Annotated in this window: 12 protein-coding genes and 1 pseudogene; 8 read left to right on the top strand and 5 right to left on the bottom strand. The window is 75.7% G+C overall.

What is annotated here, in order from left to right:
• Positions 1-70: 70 nt before the first annotated feature.
• Together PT931_RS08380 and PT931_RS08375 are read right to left on the bottom strand one after the other, a co-directional pair.
• Positions 71-502, bottom strand: a complete 432-nt coding sequence (locus PT931_RS08380) for a DUF4383 domain-containing protein (RefSeq protein ID WP_456245112.1) — start codon at positions 500-502, stop codon at positions 71-73.
• 42 nt (positions 503-544) lie between these two features.
• Positions 545-724, bottom strand: a complete 180-nt coding sequence (locus PT931_RS08375; RefSeq protein ID WP_456245110.1) for a hypothetical protein — start codon at positions 722-724, stop codon at positions 545-547.
• Between the two features lie 221 nt (positions 725-945).
• On the opposite strand from PT931_RS08375, the gene PT931_RS08370 reads away from it, so the two are divergent.
• From PT931_RS08370 to PT931_RS08360, 3 genes are all read left to right on the top strand, one after another.
• Complete coding sequence (locus PT931_RS08370; RefSeq protein ID WP_456245109.1) at positions 946-1,572, top strand: hypothetical protein; 627 nt, start codon at positions 946-948, stop codon at positions 1,570-1,572.
• Between the two features lie 201 nt (positions 1,573-1,773).
• The gene (locus PT931_RS08365) at positions 1,774-2,217 is read left to right on the top strand and encodes an NADAR family protein (RefSeq protein ID WP_456245108.1); all 444 of its coding nucleotides are present in this window, start codon (positions 1,774-1,776) and stop codon (positions 2,215-2,217) included.
• Between the two features lie 229 nt (positions 2,218-2,446).
• Positions 2,447-2,668 (top strand): hypothetical protein, encoded by a 222-nt coding sequence (locus PT931_RS08360; protein WP_456245107.1) that lies wholly within the window; start codon positions 2,447-2,449, stop codon positions 2,666-2,668.
• Between the two features lie 57 nt (positions 2,669-2,725).
• On the opposite strand, the gene PT931_RS08355 is transcribed toward PT931_RS08360, so the two are convergent.
• On the bottom strand, positions 2,726-3,937 hold the full coding sequence (locus tag PT931_RS08355; RefSeq protein WP_456245106.1) for an MFS transporter: 1,212 nt from the start codon (positions 3,935-3,937) through the stop codon (positions 2,726-2,728).
• A 260-nt stretch (positions 3,938-4,197) separates the two neighbouring features.
• On the opposite strand from PT931_RS08355, the gene PT931_RS08350 reads away from it, so the two are divergent.
• Positions 4,198-6,417: a SpoIIE family protein phosphatase gene (locus PT931_RS08350; protein WP_456245105.1), complete on the top strand. Its 2,220-nt coding sequence runs from the start codon at positions 4,198-4,200 to the stop codon at positions 6,415-6,417.
• An 85-nt stretch (positions 6,418-6,502) separates the two neighbouring features.
• Positions 6,503-6,865, top strand: coding sequence for an STAS domain-containing protein (locus tag PT931_RS08345; RefSeq protein ID WP_456245104.1), 363 nt, complete (start codon positions 6,503-6,505; stop codon positions 6,863-6,865).
• Positions 6,866-6,923: 58 nt separating this feature from the next.
• On the opposite strand, the gene PT931_RS08340 is transcribed toward PT931_RS08345, so the two are convergent.
• A complete protein-coding gene (locus PT931_RS08340; protein WP_456245103.1) occupies positions 6,924-7,118 on the bottom strand; it encodes a hypothetical protein in 195 nt (64 codons plus the stop codon).
• 126 nt (positions 7,119-7,244) lie between these two features.
• On the opposite strand from PT931_RS08340, the gene PT931_RS08335 reads away from it, so the two are divergent.
• Entirely contained in the window at positions 7,245-7,670 is a 426-nt protein-coding gene (locus PT931_RS08335) for a hypothetical protein (RefSeq protein WP_456245102.1), read from the top strand.
• 12 nt (positions 7,671-7,682) lie between these two features.
• Positions 7,683-8,036, top strand: coding sequence for a hypothetical protein (locus PT931_RS08330; RefSeq protein ID WP_456245101.1), 354 nt, complete (start codon positions 7,683-7,685; stop codon positions 8,034-8,036).
• Positions 8,037-8,144: 108 nt separating this feature from the next.
• On the opposite strand, the gene PT931_RS08325 is transcribed toward PT931_RS08330, so the two are convergent.
• Positions 8,145-8,336: a hypothetical protein gene (locus PT931_RS08325; RefSeq protein ID WP_456245100.1), complete on the bottom strand. Its 192-nt coding sequence runs from the start codon at positions 8,334-8,336 to the stop codon at positions 8,145-8,147.
• A gap of 137 nt (positions 8,337-8,473) precedes the next feature.
• Here PT931_RS08325 and PT931_RS08320 point away from each other — a divergent pair.
• A pseudogene (locus tag PT931_RS08320) lies at positions 8,474-13,216 on the top strand (ATP-dependent helicase); the annotation flags it as partial.
• Between the last annotated feature and the right edge of the window lie 43 nt (positions 13,217-13,259).

Genomic DNA, 13,259 nt, shown 5'->3' with positions numbered 1-13,259 from the left:
GACCGCCGGCCCAAACGGCCGGCGGTCGACAACTCTCGGTGCGGTACCCGTCACAGGGTTGTGGGTTCCGTCATGGGCGGCTCCCCATCCGGCCGCCCAGGATCGTGCCCAGGGCGAGCATGCCCGCCCCGAGCGCGAGGTGCAGCCAGTTGTCCGCGGTGTTCACCGGGACGAAGTTGGCGGCGCTGTCGTGGCCGACCACGAGGCCGTAGAGCCACAGCGCCAGATAGATCGCGCCGCCGGCGACCAGGAACATCCGGGCCCCCGCCCAGGTCCGGGCCATCGCGAGGCCCACGACCCCGAACAGCAGGTGCACGAGGTTGTGCAGCACCGACACCTGGAACACGCCGAGCAGCTCGGCACCCGACCCGTGGCCGGCGAAGGTCAGGTCGCCGAGGTTCGTGGTGATCCCGGGCACGAAGCCCAGAACGCCCACCAGGGCGAACACCGCTCCGACCGCCATCGCGGCGAACCGGACCGGGCTGTGGCTCACCGCGCCCATCCCGGCATGCGAATGCGTTTCGTGACTCATGGTGACCCCTTCCTAGCTCTCCGGCGGTCGCGGGTCGCCGGCCGTCTCGCGGTCGTCCCCCTGCCGGGCGGCATACCGGCGCGCCTCCTCGCCCAGCGGCCCCGGCTGTTCCGCGGCGACCCGCTCCTCGCGTTGCCGCTTCGCGTCGTTTTCGTCAGCGGTTGCCCTTTTGCGGGGCGAGTTCTCGTCCATGGCCGTGGCCTACCCGCCCGGCCGGCGGCCGCAAACATGCCCCGCTCCGAGCTGCGGACGTGAAGCCGGCCAGAGGTGAACGGGGACCGAGGGCCCGGAGGAGGTAATGTTTGGCGTAGGGAACCGTCCACCGCACAACGCCCCGCCGTCGCGCGGGCGGGATCGGCGATCCACACCACCTCCGGTACGGGAAAGGGTCCGCGTTGAGCGGCGAGAACACCATGACTGAGCAGCCCGTACTTCGGATCGTCTCCAGCCCCGCCGGCCTCAACCTCCGGGTGCCCGCGTGGGCGATCCCCAGCCACGGAAGTCACGCGGCCGCGCTGAGGCTCCTCGCGATGGGCAACACCAAGGTCGACGACGCCGACGAGAGCCCCGACCTCCTCGCCCGGTGCGCCGAGCGGGTCGCCGCCGTGGGCCGCACGGCCGGCGCGGTCGAGCCCGACGACGCCGAGTTCTGCGGCGCGCCGCTGTTCGCCGCGCACCTGGCCGCCAAGGTCGTCGCCGCGACCTGGAAGGACGACACGGACGCCGCGCAGGACGGCCGGCTGCACGAGCTGATCGACGGCCTGATCGGCCAGCTGTGGCCCACCAACGGCGAGGCCGAGCCGCCGAGCCAGGCCAGCCTGCACGCGGCGAGCCTGCTCCGCCGGCACCTGGCCGCCTTCCACACCCAGGGGATGTACACCCACCCCGGGCTGACGGACCTGGCCCGGGCGGCGTCGGCGCAGAAGCAGACCTACCCCGTCGCGGTGTACCACCTGGTGCGCACCGTCATCGGGCACACCGCCGGCGCGGAGTACCGGCTGCCGGTCGTCGTCGACTGCCTCACCGAACTCACCTCCTGACTCCCGCCCCGGGCCGGCCAGGCCCGGGGACCTCGGGGGCCGGCCAACCCCGGACCCGTTTTCCGGGTACCCGGCGGGCGCCCGCGTGCGTCGGCGGGCGTCCGGACACGTGACGGTGCGCCCCGGGCCGCGGGTAAACCGGTCGCGAGCGCCACCGGCGACTGGGACAGTACGGGTTCCCGCAACTGTCACGAGGCCCGGATGACGATCTACTTCTACAGTGCCGACGAAGCCCCCTACGGCTGCTTCTCCAATTTCTCGGCACACGACCTGGAACTCGACGGGTACCTGTGGCCCACCTCGGAGCACTACTTCCAGGCCCAGAAGTTCGTCGGCACCCGCCGGGCCGAGCTCATCCGTCGGGCCCGCACGCCGTTGCGCGCCGCCGAGTTGGGCCGTGACCCGTCCACACCGTTGCGGCGGGACTGGGAACGGGTCAAGGACGACGTGATGCGCCGTGCGGTGGCGGCCAAGTTCCGCACGCACGCGGACATCCGCGACATCCTCCTGTCCACCGCCGACGAAGAGCTCGTCGAGGACACCACCACCGACCACTACTGGGGGCGGGGCAGGACCGGTACCGGCAGGAACATGCTCGGGAAGATCCTGATGCGCACCCGGAACCAGCTCCGTGCCGGGCTCTGAGCCCGGACACCGGGCACCCGCCGCCGCACCGCACGTGGTCCGCCGGGGCGCCGAGCCCGGGACGTGGCGCCGCGCCGGGCGGTGATTTCGGCGAAACCGGGTCACTCCGGGCCGTCGGCGGGAATGATCGGGGTATGTCGCCGCAGGACCGGCCGGGCGGGGCGGCGGGCGTGGCCGCGATGCCCGCCCCGTGTCGTCGCCGGGTGGGCGCTGAGCCCCGGAGGGATTCGTGCGCAGGTTAGCGGTGGTGTTCACGGCGGTGGTCCTGCTGACCGCCGGCTTCAGCTTCGGCCCGCCCGCCCGGCCGGCCGAGGCGCGCCCCTCGACGGAACGCACGGCGGCGGTCACCACGATCCGGATCGTCCTGTTCGCCCGGGCGATCCTCCGCGACCTGGGCCGGGCCGTGGCGACCACGACCTCCTCTGCCGGGGGCGGGACCCGGGTCCCGTAGCCCTGGCCCCGACCATGTCACCAGGTGTCTCACCGGTTCCCGGCCCGAACACCCGGGTCAGGCCGGCTGGGGGACCTCCTCCGGGACGGGCCGCGGTGCGGGGCGGAGGGTGTGCCGGAGGAGCGGGACCGCGGCCAGGGTGAGGACGAGGCCCACGATGCCGATCGCCGCGAACCCCCACGTCGCCCCGTGCTGGTCGCTGACCCAGCCCGCGAGCGGCGCGCCGCCGGCCATCCCGACGGTCATCGCCGAGCCCTGGATCCCCATCGCCTCCCCGCGCGCGGCGGCCGGGACCAGCGCGGACAGGGCGGTCGTGTTCGTCGACAGCGACGGCGCGCACAGGATGCCCGCCGGCAGCAGGGCCAGCGCGAGGGTCCACCACTGGCCGCCGGCCAACCCGATGGGGAGCGTCAGGACCGACATGGCGCCGCACAGCAGCAGCGACGGCAGGCCGCGCCGCATCGCGCCGTACAGGAAGGCGCCCAGCAGCGAGTAGACGCACCACAGGGCGATCACGACGCTCGTGGCGTTCGTCTGGCCGGACGTGCGGAGTGCGGCGACCAGGGCCATCTCGCTGCCGGCCAGGGTCGCGGTGGTCGCGGTGGCCACCAGGAGCAGGCCGACGAAGCCGCCGCGCAGCCAGGTCCGGCGGGGCGGGACCGGGACGTCGGCGAGTCCGGGCTCCTCGGGCTCGCGGGTGGGCGGGTTGAGCAGGTACAGCGCGACGCCGGAGACCACGATGCCCGCGCCGACCACGATCATCGAGACCCGGGCCGAGACCTGGGTGGCCAGCACGATCGCGAGGGCCGGGCCGACCATGTACGACAGCTCGGTGGACATCGAGTCGATCGAGAACGCGGTACGCCGCTGGTCCTCGGGCACCAGGGCGGCCAGGGACTGCCGGGTCACCGAGAACACCGGCACACTGGCCAGGCCGCCGAGGAACGCGGCGACGAGCAGTGCCGGGTACGGCAGGAACGGGGCGGTCGTCCAGAACCCGATCGCGATGACCGTGCCCAGGACGGTGGTGGTCCGCAGCCCGCGCCGGTCGGTGAGCCGGCCCGTGAACGGCGCGCCGATCGCGGTCGCCACGGTGGCGGCCGTGCCGACGAGACCCGCCTTCGCGTACCCCCCGTCGAGGTCGTTGAGGACGTGGAACGTGAGCGCCATGCCCGCCGCGGTGACCGGCACCCGGGCCAGGAGCGCCAGGATCATCAGCGTCCGGACGCCCGGAAGTGCGAGAACGTTGCGGTAGGTGTGCAGGCGCATGTCGCCATCGTGCCTCCGCGGTACGACATCCGACAGCGATTAACCCCCTCACCGTGACAGCCGTCACCCCGGGGCGGCCGCTCCGGCCATGTCAGGGGCGACCGGGGTGTCCGGTGCTGACCGCGATCCGGCTCGGGCGGTCGGCGCGGACCGCCCGCGTGGAGCCCGGGTGGGGGTGGGGCGGGAGGACGCTGGCGGGGCGGGAGAGGTCGTGGCGCCGAGTGGGGGCGGTGGGGCGGCGGGTCTGCGAGAGTAGGGGGGTGCCATTCAGGAGCCCGGCGACGCACGCGCTCGCCGAGACGGTCGCCCGTCTCCGCGCCGAGAACGAGACCCTCCGGGCCGAGGCCGCGCGGAGCGCCCTGCTCGACCGGGCCACGGGCCTGATCGCGGGGCGGCTGGGCTGCGACGTGAACCGGGCGCTGGCCCACCTGCGCCAGCTCGCCGCCGAGGACGGCCGGGACCCGGTGGAGACGGCGGCGGCGCTGCTCGACGGGGCGGGGCTGCGCGCGGTGCCGCTGGCGGAGAACCCGTCGCTGCTGGAGTCCGCCCGGTACGTGCGGCGGGACGGTGCGACCGCCGTGGCGCCCCTGGCCGGCCCCGACGTGGGTTCGGCGGCGGCCGGGGCGTTCGCGGCGAGCACGGACGCGGACGTCCTCGCGGGGGAGGTGCTCGAGCACCTGGCCGGTCCGGCGGCGGCCGACGCCGTCATGATCATGGCGGTGCAGCCCGACGGCTCCCTGCAGTCGGTGGGTACGGCAGGGGTGCCCGCCCGGGTCGTCGGCGCCTGGCAACGGCTGCCCCCGCACCTGAGTACGGCCCCCACGGCGTGCGTGCGCCTCGGGCGGGAGATCTGGCTGCCCGACCTGGCGGCGGCGCGCCGGCGGTACACGCTGATCGGCGACCCGGAGAACCTGTGGCATTCCCGGGTGTGGATCCCGGTCCGCGCGGCCGGGCCGGACAGCCGGATCGTCGCCGCGATCGGGGTGCTGTGGGGCGCCGCGCACCGGTGCGACATCGCGACCCGCCGGGCGGTGCGGGCGCACGCCGAGGCGGCCGGCGCGCGGCTGGTGGACCTGCTCGCCGCCCGGCAGGACGCCCCCGGCAGCTGGACGCTCGCCGCGCAGGTGGTGCTGGACATGCTGCCCGGGGCGTGCGCGGTGCTCACCCCGGTCCGCGACTCCGGGGACCGGATCACCGACTACCGGATCGAGGCGGCCAGCGGCGAGGCGGCGGACCTGTCCGGGCGGCAGGGCCGTGACCTGGTCGGGCTGCGGGTGCTGGAGGCGTACCCGACCATCGTGGACGGACCGCTGTGGGCCACGTACGACCAGGTGCTGCAGGACGGGCAGCCCCGGGAGGTGGGGCCGTTCCCGTACACGGAGATGGTCCGGGGGCTGCCCGTGGACACCACGCTCAGTGTGCACGTGCACCGGTGGGCGGCGGCGCTGCTGATCCGCTGGGTCCGGCACGACGAACGCGAACAGCACGCGGCACGCCTGGCGTACACCGAGCGGCTCGGCGCGCTGGGCTGGGGCGAGTGGGACCTGACCAACGGCACGATCGAGTGGTCGCCGAACCTGTACCGGATCTTCGAACGCGCCACGGCCGCCGGCCCCGCGAGCCTGGAGGAGGTCGCGGGCATGGTGGTGCCCGACGACCTGCCCGTGGTCGAGCAGGGCCTGGCGGAGGTGGCGGCCCGGCGCCGGACCGACATGACGTTCCGGATCCGGCTGCCCGGCGGGGTGCGGTGCCTGCGGGTGGTCGGCGAGGCGGTCCCGGACATCACCGGCGCCCCGGTGAAGATCTACGGCATCATGCAGGACGTCACGGCCGCCGAACGGACCACCCGGGAACTGTCGGCCCTGCGCGACGGGGCCTCGGAGAGCCAACGCCTGGTCGCCGCCGAGCGCCGGATCCTCCGCCGGCTGCACGCGCTCGTGCTGCCCCCGACCGGGGACCCGGTGCCGCTGCCCGGCCTCGCGGTCACGGTGCGGTCCGGGCCGGAGGGCGCCGACAGCGGCTGGTACGACCTGCGGACGCTCCCCGACGGCCGGTCCGTCGTCGCCGTGGGGGAGGTGGCCGACGAGGGGCTGGCCGCCGCCGCCTCGATCGCCGCGCTCCGGGGCGTCGTGGCGGCCGACTCGGACCCGACCGGCGACCCCGCCGAACTGCTGGACCGGCTCAACCGGTGGACCCGGCGCAACCCGACCGCCGGGCACGGTTCGGCGCTCGTCGGGCTGTACGACCCCGCCGACGGCACGTTCGTCTGGGCCCAGGCCGGCCAGCCCGCCCCGGTGCTGCGCGGCCCCGACGGCGAGGGGCGCCCCGTCCGCCGGCCGACCGGGCCGCTGCTCGGGGTGCGCGACGATCCGCGGTACCCGGTGGAACGGCTGGTCCTCGGCCCGGAGGACTCGCTCCTGCTCCCGGCGGACTCGGTCGCCCTGAGCCTGGCCCCGGAGGCCCGGGAGGGACAGCCCTGACCCCGACGGCCCGGGAGTGGTCGCGCCGGTTCCGGAGGCGCGGGTGCGGAGTTTGGCCGCGCCGCTCCGGGGGTAGCTGCCGGGGATGGAATTCGAGTGCCACACGCGCCGCCCCCGTGCCGACCTCGCCCGACTCGTCCTCAGCGGAGACCTCGACGCCGAGGTGACCGGCCTGGTGTACGAGCTCGCCGTCGACGCCGCCCGGGGTCCCGAGGTGCGCGGCGTCGAGGTGGACCTGCGCGACGTACCGGTCGCGGACGCCGCCGCCGTGGCGCTGTTGCGCGCGGCGCGCCGGGTCGCCCGTACCCATCAGGTGGATCTGTGGGTTTCCCGCCCCAGCGACGCGGTGCTGGCCGCGCTGCGGGACACCCGGTCGTTGGAGCTGCTCGGGGAGCGGACCGGAACGGCCGGCCGCCGTCGACCGGTCCTCAGCCTGGCCTCGCTCTAGGCCGCCCGAAACACCCACGACCAGGACACGACGGGTACGGGACGGCCGGTGCGGCGCGTCAGAGCGGCTCGTCGAGGACGCTCATGTCCTCGTCGGGTGCGACGTCGTCGACCGGGGTGCCGTGGAGCTCCCGCTCGTGCACCTCGTCCTGTTCCACGTCCCGGGGCTGGCCCGTGGCCTGCCGGGTGTTGGACTCCTGCTCGTCGTGCACCGCGTTGGCCAGCAGCTCGTCCCGTTCCGCGTTCGTGGTCATGCCCGCTCCCGTCCCGCTGTCGCGTCGGCTTCCCGTGTCGCTCCCCGGCACCTACCCAGGCGGAAAGATGCGTAACCCACCCGAGGCGTGGGTAGGGACCGGGAGACGGCGAGCCGAGGAGGAGACATGAGCCAGCATCCCCTGCAGGACGACGCTGACCGCGACGCACGGCTCCAGCGGCAGCTCGACGAACAGCGCACCGGGACCGGGTCGAAGCCGGGCAATCCGCGGGCACCGGCCGGGGAGACGCCCGAGGGTCCGCCGGCACCGGGGCCCGCGCCGGACCCGCCCGCTCAGCCCGGACCGGGACCCGCCCCGAGGCCGGGACCTGTGCCGCGGCCGCCCCTGCCGGAGCCCGGCCCGCCCGCGCCCGGACCTGGGACGCCCGCCCCGGAACGCGGTGGCCCGCCCGCGCCCGGACCTGATGGGGTCGACCAGGTCGAGAAGAAGGACCGCGACGTGCGGCCGGTCGACCCAGACGACCCCGATCTGCTGGGCAGGCCCGGGGGTGCCGAGGACCTCTCCCGCGAGGACCTGCGCCGCGGCTTCTGAAGGGGGACGGCTATGGAGGGCCAGTGGCACATCCGTCCCGGGGCCGAGCTGTGCGACGTGTGCGGGCGGGTGATCACCGACGGCAGTCAGCAGTACGCGCTGGTGCCGGACTCGTCCGCCGTGCACGAGTCGGCGTCCCGGTTCGACGGCAGCAGACTGCTCACCGGGTGCGACAGCGTGCACCTGGCGAGCCTCGTCCGGGAGTACGACGAGCGGCCCTATGTCGCCGCCGAGCTGTGGGCCGGGCAGATCACCCGGGCGCTGCACGCCGTGTCGCCGGCGTCGTTGACGGTCGCGCAGCTGTGCGAGGCGACCGGGTTGTCGGCGGTGCAGATCGAGGCGGCGGTGGCCTGGAACAACGCGTGACCCGCGGGGTGGCGTCGGGTCCGGTCCGGCCTTGGTCGGCTCGGCCGCGGCGCTCGTCGGGGCCCGCGGTGCTCCCAGTGCTCCCGGCCTTCCCGGCGCCCGCGGCGCTCACGTCGCGAGCCAGCGCACCGCCCGACGGCGCGGCTCGCACGGCCAGGGCTGGGCGCAGGACCGGCACCGGCCCGAGAGCACCTCGCACGGCACGTGGCACGCCTTCCGGGACCGGGCCAGCTCGGTGAGGGCGGACAGCGTCTCCGGCGAGAGCTCCTCGTCGGCGGCTCCTCGGTCGTACCCCAGCATCCGGGCCTCCTTTTCCCTATGACAGCGGACAGGGCGACTCCGGCGTTACGTCGTAAACAACCCTTACCGCTCGGGTTGGCGGGCGGATGTCGTACCCCCGGTGCAGGATGGGACTCGTGACGACGGGATGGGACGGGTTCGGGCCGGCGACCAGCGCGTGGTTCGACGCTGCCTTCGCGGCGCCCACGGCCGCCCAGGTCGGGGCGTGGCGGTCGATCAGCGCAGGCCGCAACGCCCTCGTGGTGGCACCCACCGGCTCCGGCAAGACCCTGGCGGCGTTCCTCTGGTCGCTCGACAGGCTGGCCAGCGAGCCGCCGCCCACGGAACCCCTGCGCCGCTGCCGGGTGCTCTACGTGAGTCCGCTCAAGGCCCTCGCGGTCGACGTCGAGCGCAACCTGCGCGCACCCTTGGCAGGGATTCGGCAGGCCGCCGCGCGGCTCGGGTCCGCGCCGCCGGACATCACGGTCGCGATGCGCTCCGGGGACACCCCGGCCGACCAGCGCCGGGCGTTCAACCGCACCCCGCCGGACATCCTGATCACCACCCCCGAATCGCTGTTCCTGCTGCTCACCTCCGCCGCCCGGGAGTCGCTGCGCGGCGTCGAGACCGTGATCGTCGACGAGGTGCACGCCGTCGCCGCGTCCAAGCGCGGCGCGCACCTCGCGCTGTCCCTCGAACGGCTCGACGCCCTGCTGCCCACCCCGGCGCAGCGGATCGGGCTGTCGGCGACCGTGCGGCCCGTCGAGGAGGTCGCCCGGTTCCTCGGCGGCTCCCGGCCGGTCGACGTCGTGCAGCCCCCGGCCGCCAAGATGTTCGAGGTCACCGTCGAGGTCCCGGTCGAGGACATGACCCGGCTCGACGAGGCCGCAGGCGACGACGACGACCCGCGCCGGTCCTCGATCTGGCCGGCCGTCGAGGAGCGGGTGCTGGAGCTGATCCGCGCGCACCGGTCGACGATCGTGTTCGCCAACTCGCGGCGGGGGGCGGAGCGGCTGTGCGCGCGGCTCAACGAGCTGGCAGCCGAGACCGCACCGGCCACCGCGACGGCCACGGACAGCGGGGGGACCGCGCCCACCACCCGGATGCCCGCCGAGGTGATGGCCCAGTCGGGCCTGGCCACCGGCGCGCCCGTCGTGATCGCCCGCGCCCACCACGGCAGCGTGTCCCGCGAGGAGCGCCTGCACATCGAGGAACAGCTCAAGTCGGGCCTGCTGCCGGCCGTCGTCGCCACCTCCAGCCTGGAGCTGGGCATCGACATGGGCGCCGTCGACCTGGTCGTGCAGATCGAGGCGCCGCCCAGCGTCGCGTCCGGCCTGCAGCGGATCGGCCGGGCCGGCCACCAGGTCGGGGCCGCCTCCAAGGGCGTCGTGATCCCCAAGCACCGGGGCGACCTGCTGTCCTGCGCGGTCGTCGCCCAGCGGATGGTCAGCGGCACCATCGAGGAGATGCACTGCCCGCGCAACCCGCTCGACGTGCTGGCCCAGCAGATCGTCGCCATGGTCGCCCTCGACGACTGGCCGGTGGCCGAGCTGGCCGCCCTCGTCCGGCGGGCCGCGCCGTTCGACCAACTGCCCGACTCGGCCCTCGGCGCGGTGCTGGACATGCTGTCGGGGCGGTATCCGTCCACCGCTTTCGCCGAGCTGCGGCCCCGGGTGCTGTGGGACCGGGGGACCGACGTGCTCTCCGGCCGCCCGGGCGCGCAGCGGCTGGCCGTGACCAGCGGCGGCACGATCCCCGACCGCGGTCTGTTCGGCGTCTTCCTCGCCGGGGCCGACCGGCCGGTCCGGGTCGGCGAGCTGGACGAGGAGATGGTCTACGAGTCCCGGGTCGGCGACGTCTTCCTGCTCGGCTCCTCCTCGTGGCGGATCGAGGACATCACCCCCGACCGGGTCCTCGTCACGCCCGCGCCCGGCGCCCCGGCCCGGATGCCGTTCTGGAAGGGCGACGCGCTCGGCCGCCCCGTCGAGCTGGGCCGGGCCATCGGCGCCGGGCTGCGGTCGCTGCTCAAGCAGGACGACGCGGCGGCGACCGTGGACCTGCGCGCGGCCGGGCTGGACGCGTGGGCGGCGAGCAACCTCATGGCGTACCTGCGGGAACAGGCCGAGGCCACCCGCGCCGTCCCCGACGACCGGACGGTGGTCCTGGAGCGGTTCCGCGACGAGCTCGGCGACTGGCGGCTCGTCCTGCACTGCGTGCTCGGCGCGCGGGTCACCGGCCCGTGGGCGCTGGCGATCGGCCGCCGGCTCTCCGAGCGCTACGGGGTGGACGCCCAGGTGGTGGCCTCCGACGACGGCATCGTGATCCGGCTGCCCGACATGGTCGACGAGCCGCCCGGCGCGGACCTGGTCTCCTTCGACCCCGACGAGATCGTCCAGATCGTGGAGGAGTCCGTCGGCGCGTCCGCGCTGTTCGCGTCCCGGTTCCGGGAGTGCGCCGCCCGCGCGCTGCTGCTGCCCCGCCGCGACCCGCGCCGCCGCCAACCGCTCTGGCAGCAGCGGCAACGCTCCGCGCAGCTTCTCGACGTCGCCCGGGACTTCCCCGAGTTCCCGGTGACCCTGGAGGCGGCCCGCGAGTGCCTCCAGGACGTCTACGACGTGCCGGGCCTCACCCAGCTCATGCGCGAACTGGCCGGCCGCAAGGTCCGCCTGGTCGAGGTCGAGACGGCCCGCCCGTCGCCGTTCGCCCGCTCCATGCTCTTCGGGTACGTGGGGGCGTTCCTCTACGAGGGCGACGCCCCGCTCGCCGAACGCCGCGCCGCCGCCCTCACCCTCGACTCCGCCCTGCTCGGCGAACTGCTCGGCCGCGTCGAGCTCCGCGAACTGCTCGACCCCGAGGTGGTCGCCGAGACCGAACGCCAACTGCGGTGGCTCACCCCGGAGCGCCGGCCCCGCGACGCCGAGGACGTCGTGGAACTGTTGCGGCTGCTCGGCGACCTGTCCGACGCCGAACTCGCCGACCGGGGAGCCGGGGCCGACTGGCCGGTCGCCCTGGAGGCCGCCCGGCGCGCCATCCGGGTCCGGGTCGCCGGCGAGGACCGGTGGATCGGCGTCGAGGACGCCGGCCGGTACCGGGACGCGCTCGGCGTGGCCCTGCCCGTCGGGGTGGCCGTCGCACACACCGAACCGGTGGCCGACCCCCTGGGAGACCTGCTCTCGCGGTACGCGCGCACCCACGGCCCCTTCACCGCCGAGGCCTGCGCGCGCCGGTTCGGCCTGGGCGTGTCCGTCGTCGACCACGCGCTCCGCCGGCTCGCCACGAACGGGAAGCTCGTCGCGGGCGAGTTCTCCCCGGGCGGTACGGGCGCGGAGTGGTGCGACGCCGAGGTGCTCCGCCTGCTCCGCCGCCGCTCCCTCGCCGCGCTGCGCAAGGAGATCGAGCCCGTCGACCCGCGCGCGCTCGCCACGTTCCTGCCCCAGTGGCAGCAGGTCGGCTCCGCCGCCCGGGGCGTGGACGGGCTCGCCGCCGTCGTCGAACAGCTCCAGGGCGTGCCGGTGCCGGCGTCCGCCCTGGAGAGCCTGGTGCTGCCCGCCCGGGTCGCCGACTACTCGCCCACCCAGCTGGACGAACTGTGCGCCAGCGGCGAGGTGCTGTGGGCCGGCGCGGGGAGCCTGGCGAAGGCCGACGGCTGGGTCACCCTGGCGTACGCGGACAGCGCCCCCCTCCTGCTGCCCGCGCCCGACGAGGCCGCCGCCGCCACCCCGCTGCACACGGCCGTCCTCGACGCGCTCGACGGCGGCCAGGCCCTGTTCTTCCGCGCCCTGTCCGACCGGGTCGGCTCCACCGACGACGAGGAGCTCCTCGCCGCCCTCTGGGACCTGGTCTGGGGCGGCTGGCTCACCAACGACACCCTCGCGCCGCTGCGGGCCCTCCTCGGCGGCGGGGGCACCCACAAGGCGAAACCCGCGACCCCCCGCAGCAGGTACCGGCGCCCGGGCCGCCCCGCCCTGCCCGCCCGCTCCGGGCCACCCGCCGCCGCCGGGCGCTGGTCCCGGCTCCCCGACCGCGACCTCGACCCGACCCGGCGCGCCGCCGCCCTGGCCGACGCCCTGCTGGAACGGCACGGCGTGCTCACCAGGGGGGCCGTGATGGCCGAGAACGCACCCGGCGGGTTCGCGGGCGTGTACCCGGTCCTCGCCGGCCTGGAGGAACGCGGCGCGGCCCGCCGGGGGTACTTCGTGGAGGGCCTCGGGGCGGCGCAGTTCGCCGTGCCGGGGGCCGTGGACCGGCTGCGCGCCCAGGGCGGGGGCGGGGGTGCCGTGGTGCTGGCGGCGACCGACCCGGCCAACCCGTACGGGGCGGCGCTGCCCTGGCCGGAACGGGTCGTGGAGTCGGGCGCGGACGACCCGACGCCGGACGGGGCCGCCGGGGCCGGGTCGCGGGGAACGGGGCCGTTCGGGTCCGGGGCGCTCGGGCCCGGGACGTCAGGGTCCTGGCCGCCCGGATCCGCCGGACTCGGGTCCGCCGCCCGGGGGACCGGGTCGCCGGGGTCCGGCGCGCCCGGGGTGGGGCCGGTGCTGGCCGCCCGGGTCGGACCTGTCGCCACCGGGCCTGTCGCCACCGGACCGGCTCGCGGCCCGGGGAGTTCGGCCGCGACCGGGCACCGGGCCGGGCGCAAGGCGGGAGCCCTGGTCGTGCTGGTCGACGGCGCCCTCGTGCTGTACGTCGAACGCGGCGGGAAGACGCTGCTGTCCTTCGACCGCGAACCCGAGACCGTCACGGCGGCGGCGAAGGCCCTCGGCCGGATCGTGAGCTCCGGCGCACTCGGCGCGCTGTCGGTGGAACGGGCGGACGGCGGGGCGGTGCACTCGTCGACCCTGGTCGCGGCCCTGACCGCGGCCGGCTTCCGGGCCACCCCCCGGGGCCTGCGCCTCCGGGCCTGACCGAACGGCCGGGCAGTGCCCGGGGCTTGCCCCTCCGGGCTTG

The organism is Longispora urticae (genome assembly GCF_053902585.1).
This window is presented reverse-complemented; position numbering and strand designations above follow the sequence as displayed.

What these genes read in the sequence shown, in the direction of transcription:
- PT931_RS08340 (WP_456245103.1), bottom strand. Translation starts at nt 7,118, where the DNA reads ATGACCACGAACGCGGAACGGGACGAGCTGCTGGCCAACGCGGTGCAC.
- PT931_RS08325 (WP_456245100.1), bottom strand. Translation starts at nt 8,336, where the DNA reads ATGCTGGGGTACGACCGAGGAGCCGCCGACGAGGAGCTCTCGCCGGAG.
- PT931_RS08355 (WP_456245106.1), bottom strand. Translation starts at nt 3,937, where the DNA reads ATGCGCCTGCACACCTACCGCAACGTTCTCGCACTTCCGGGCGTCCGG.
- PT931_RS08345 (WP_456245104.1), top strand. Translation starts at nt 6,503, where the DNA reads ATGGAATTCGAGTGCCACACGCGCCGCCCCCGTGCCGACCTCGCCCGA.
- PT931_RS08335 (WP_456245102.1), top strand. Translation starts at nt 7,245, where the DNA reads ATGAGCCAGCATCCCCTGCAGGACGACGCTGACCGCGACGCACGGCTC.
- PT931_RS08330 (WP_456245101.1), top strand. Translation starts at nt 7,683, where the DNA reads ATGGAGGGCCAGTGGCACATCCGTCCCGGGGCCGAGCTGTGCGACGTG.
- PT931_RS08365 (WP_456245108.1), top strand. Translation starts at nt 1,774, where the DNA reads ATGACGATCTACTTCTACAGTGCCGACGAAGCCCCCTACGGCTGCTTC.
- PT931_RS08375 (WP_456245110.1), bottom strand. Translation starts at nt 724, where the DNA reads ATGGACGAGAACTCGCCCCGCAAAAGGGCAACCGCTGACGAAAACGAC.
- PT931_RS08380 (WP_456245112.1), bottom strand. Translation starts at nt 502, where the DNA reads ATGGGCGCGGTGAGCCACAGCCCGGTCCGGTTCGCCGCGATGGCGGTC.
- PT931_RS08370 (WP_456245109.1), top strand. Translation starts at nt 946, where the DNA reads ATGACTGAGCAGCCCGTACTTCGGATCGTCTCCAGCCCCGCCGGCCTC.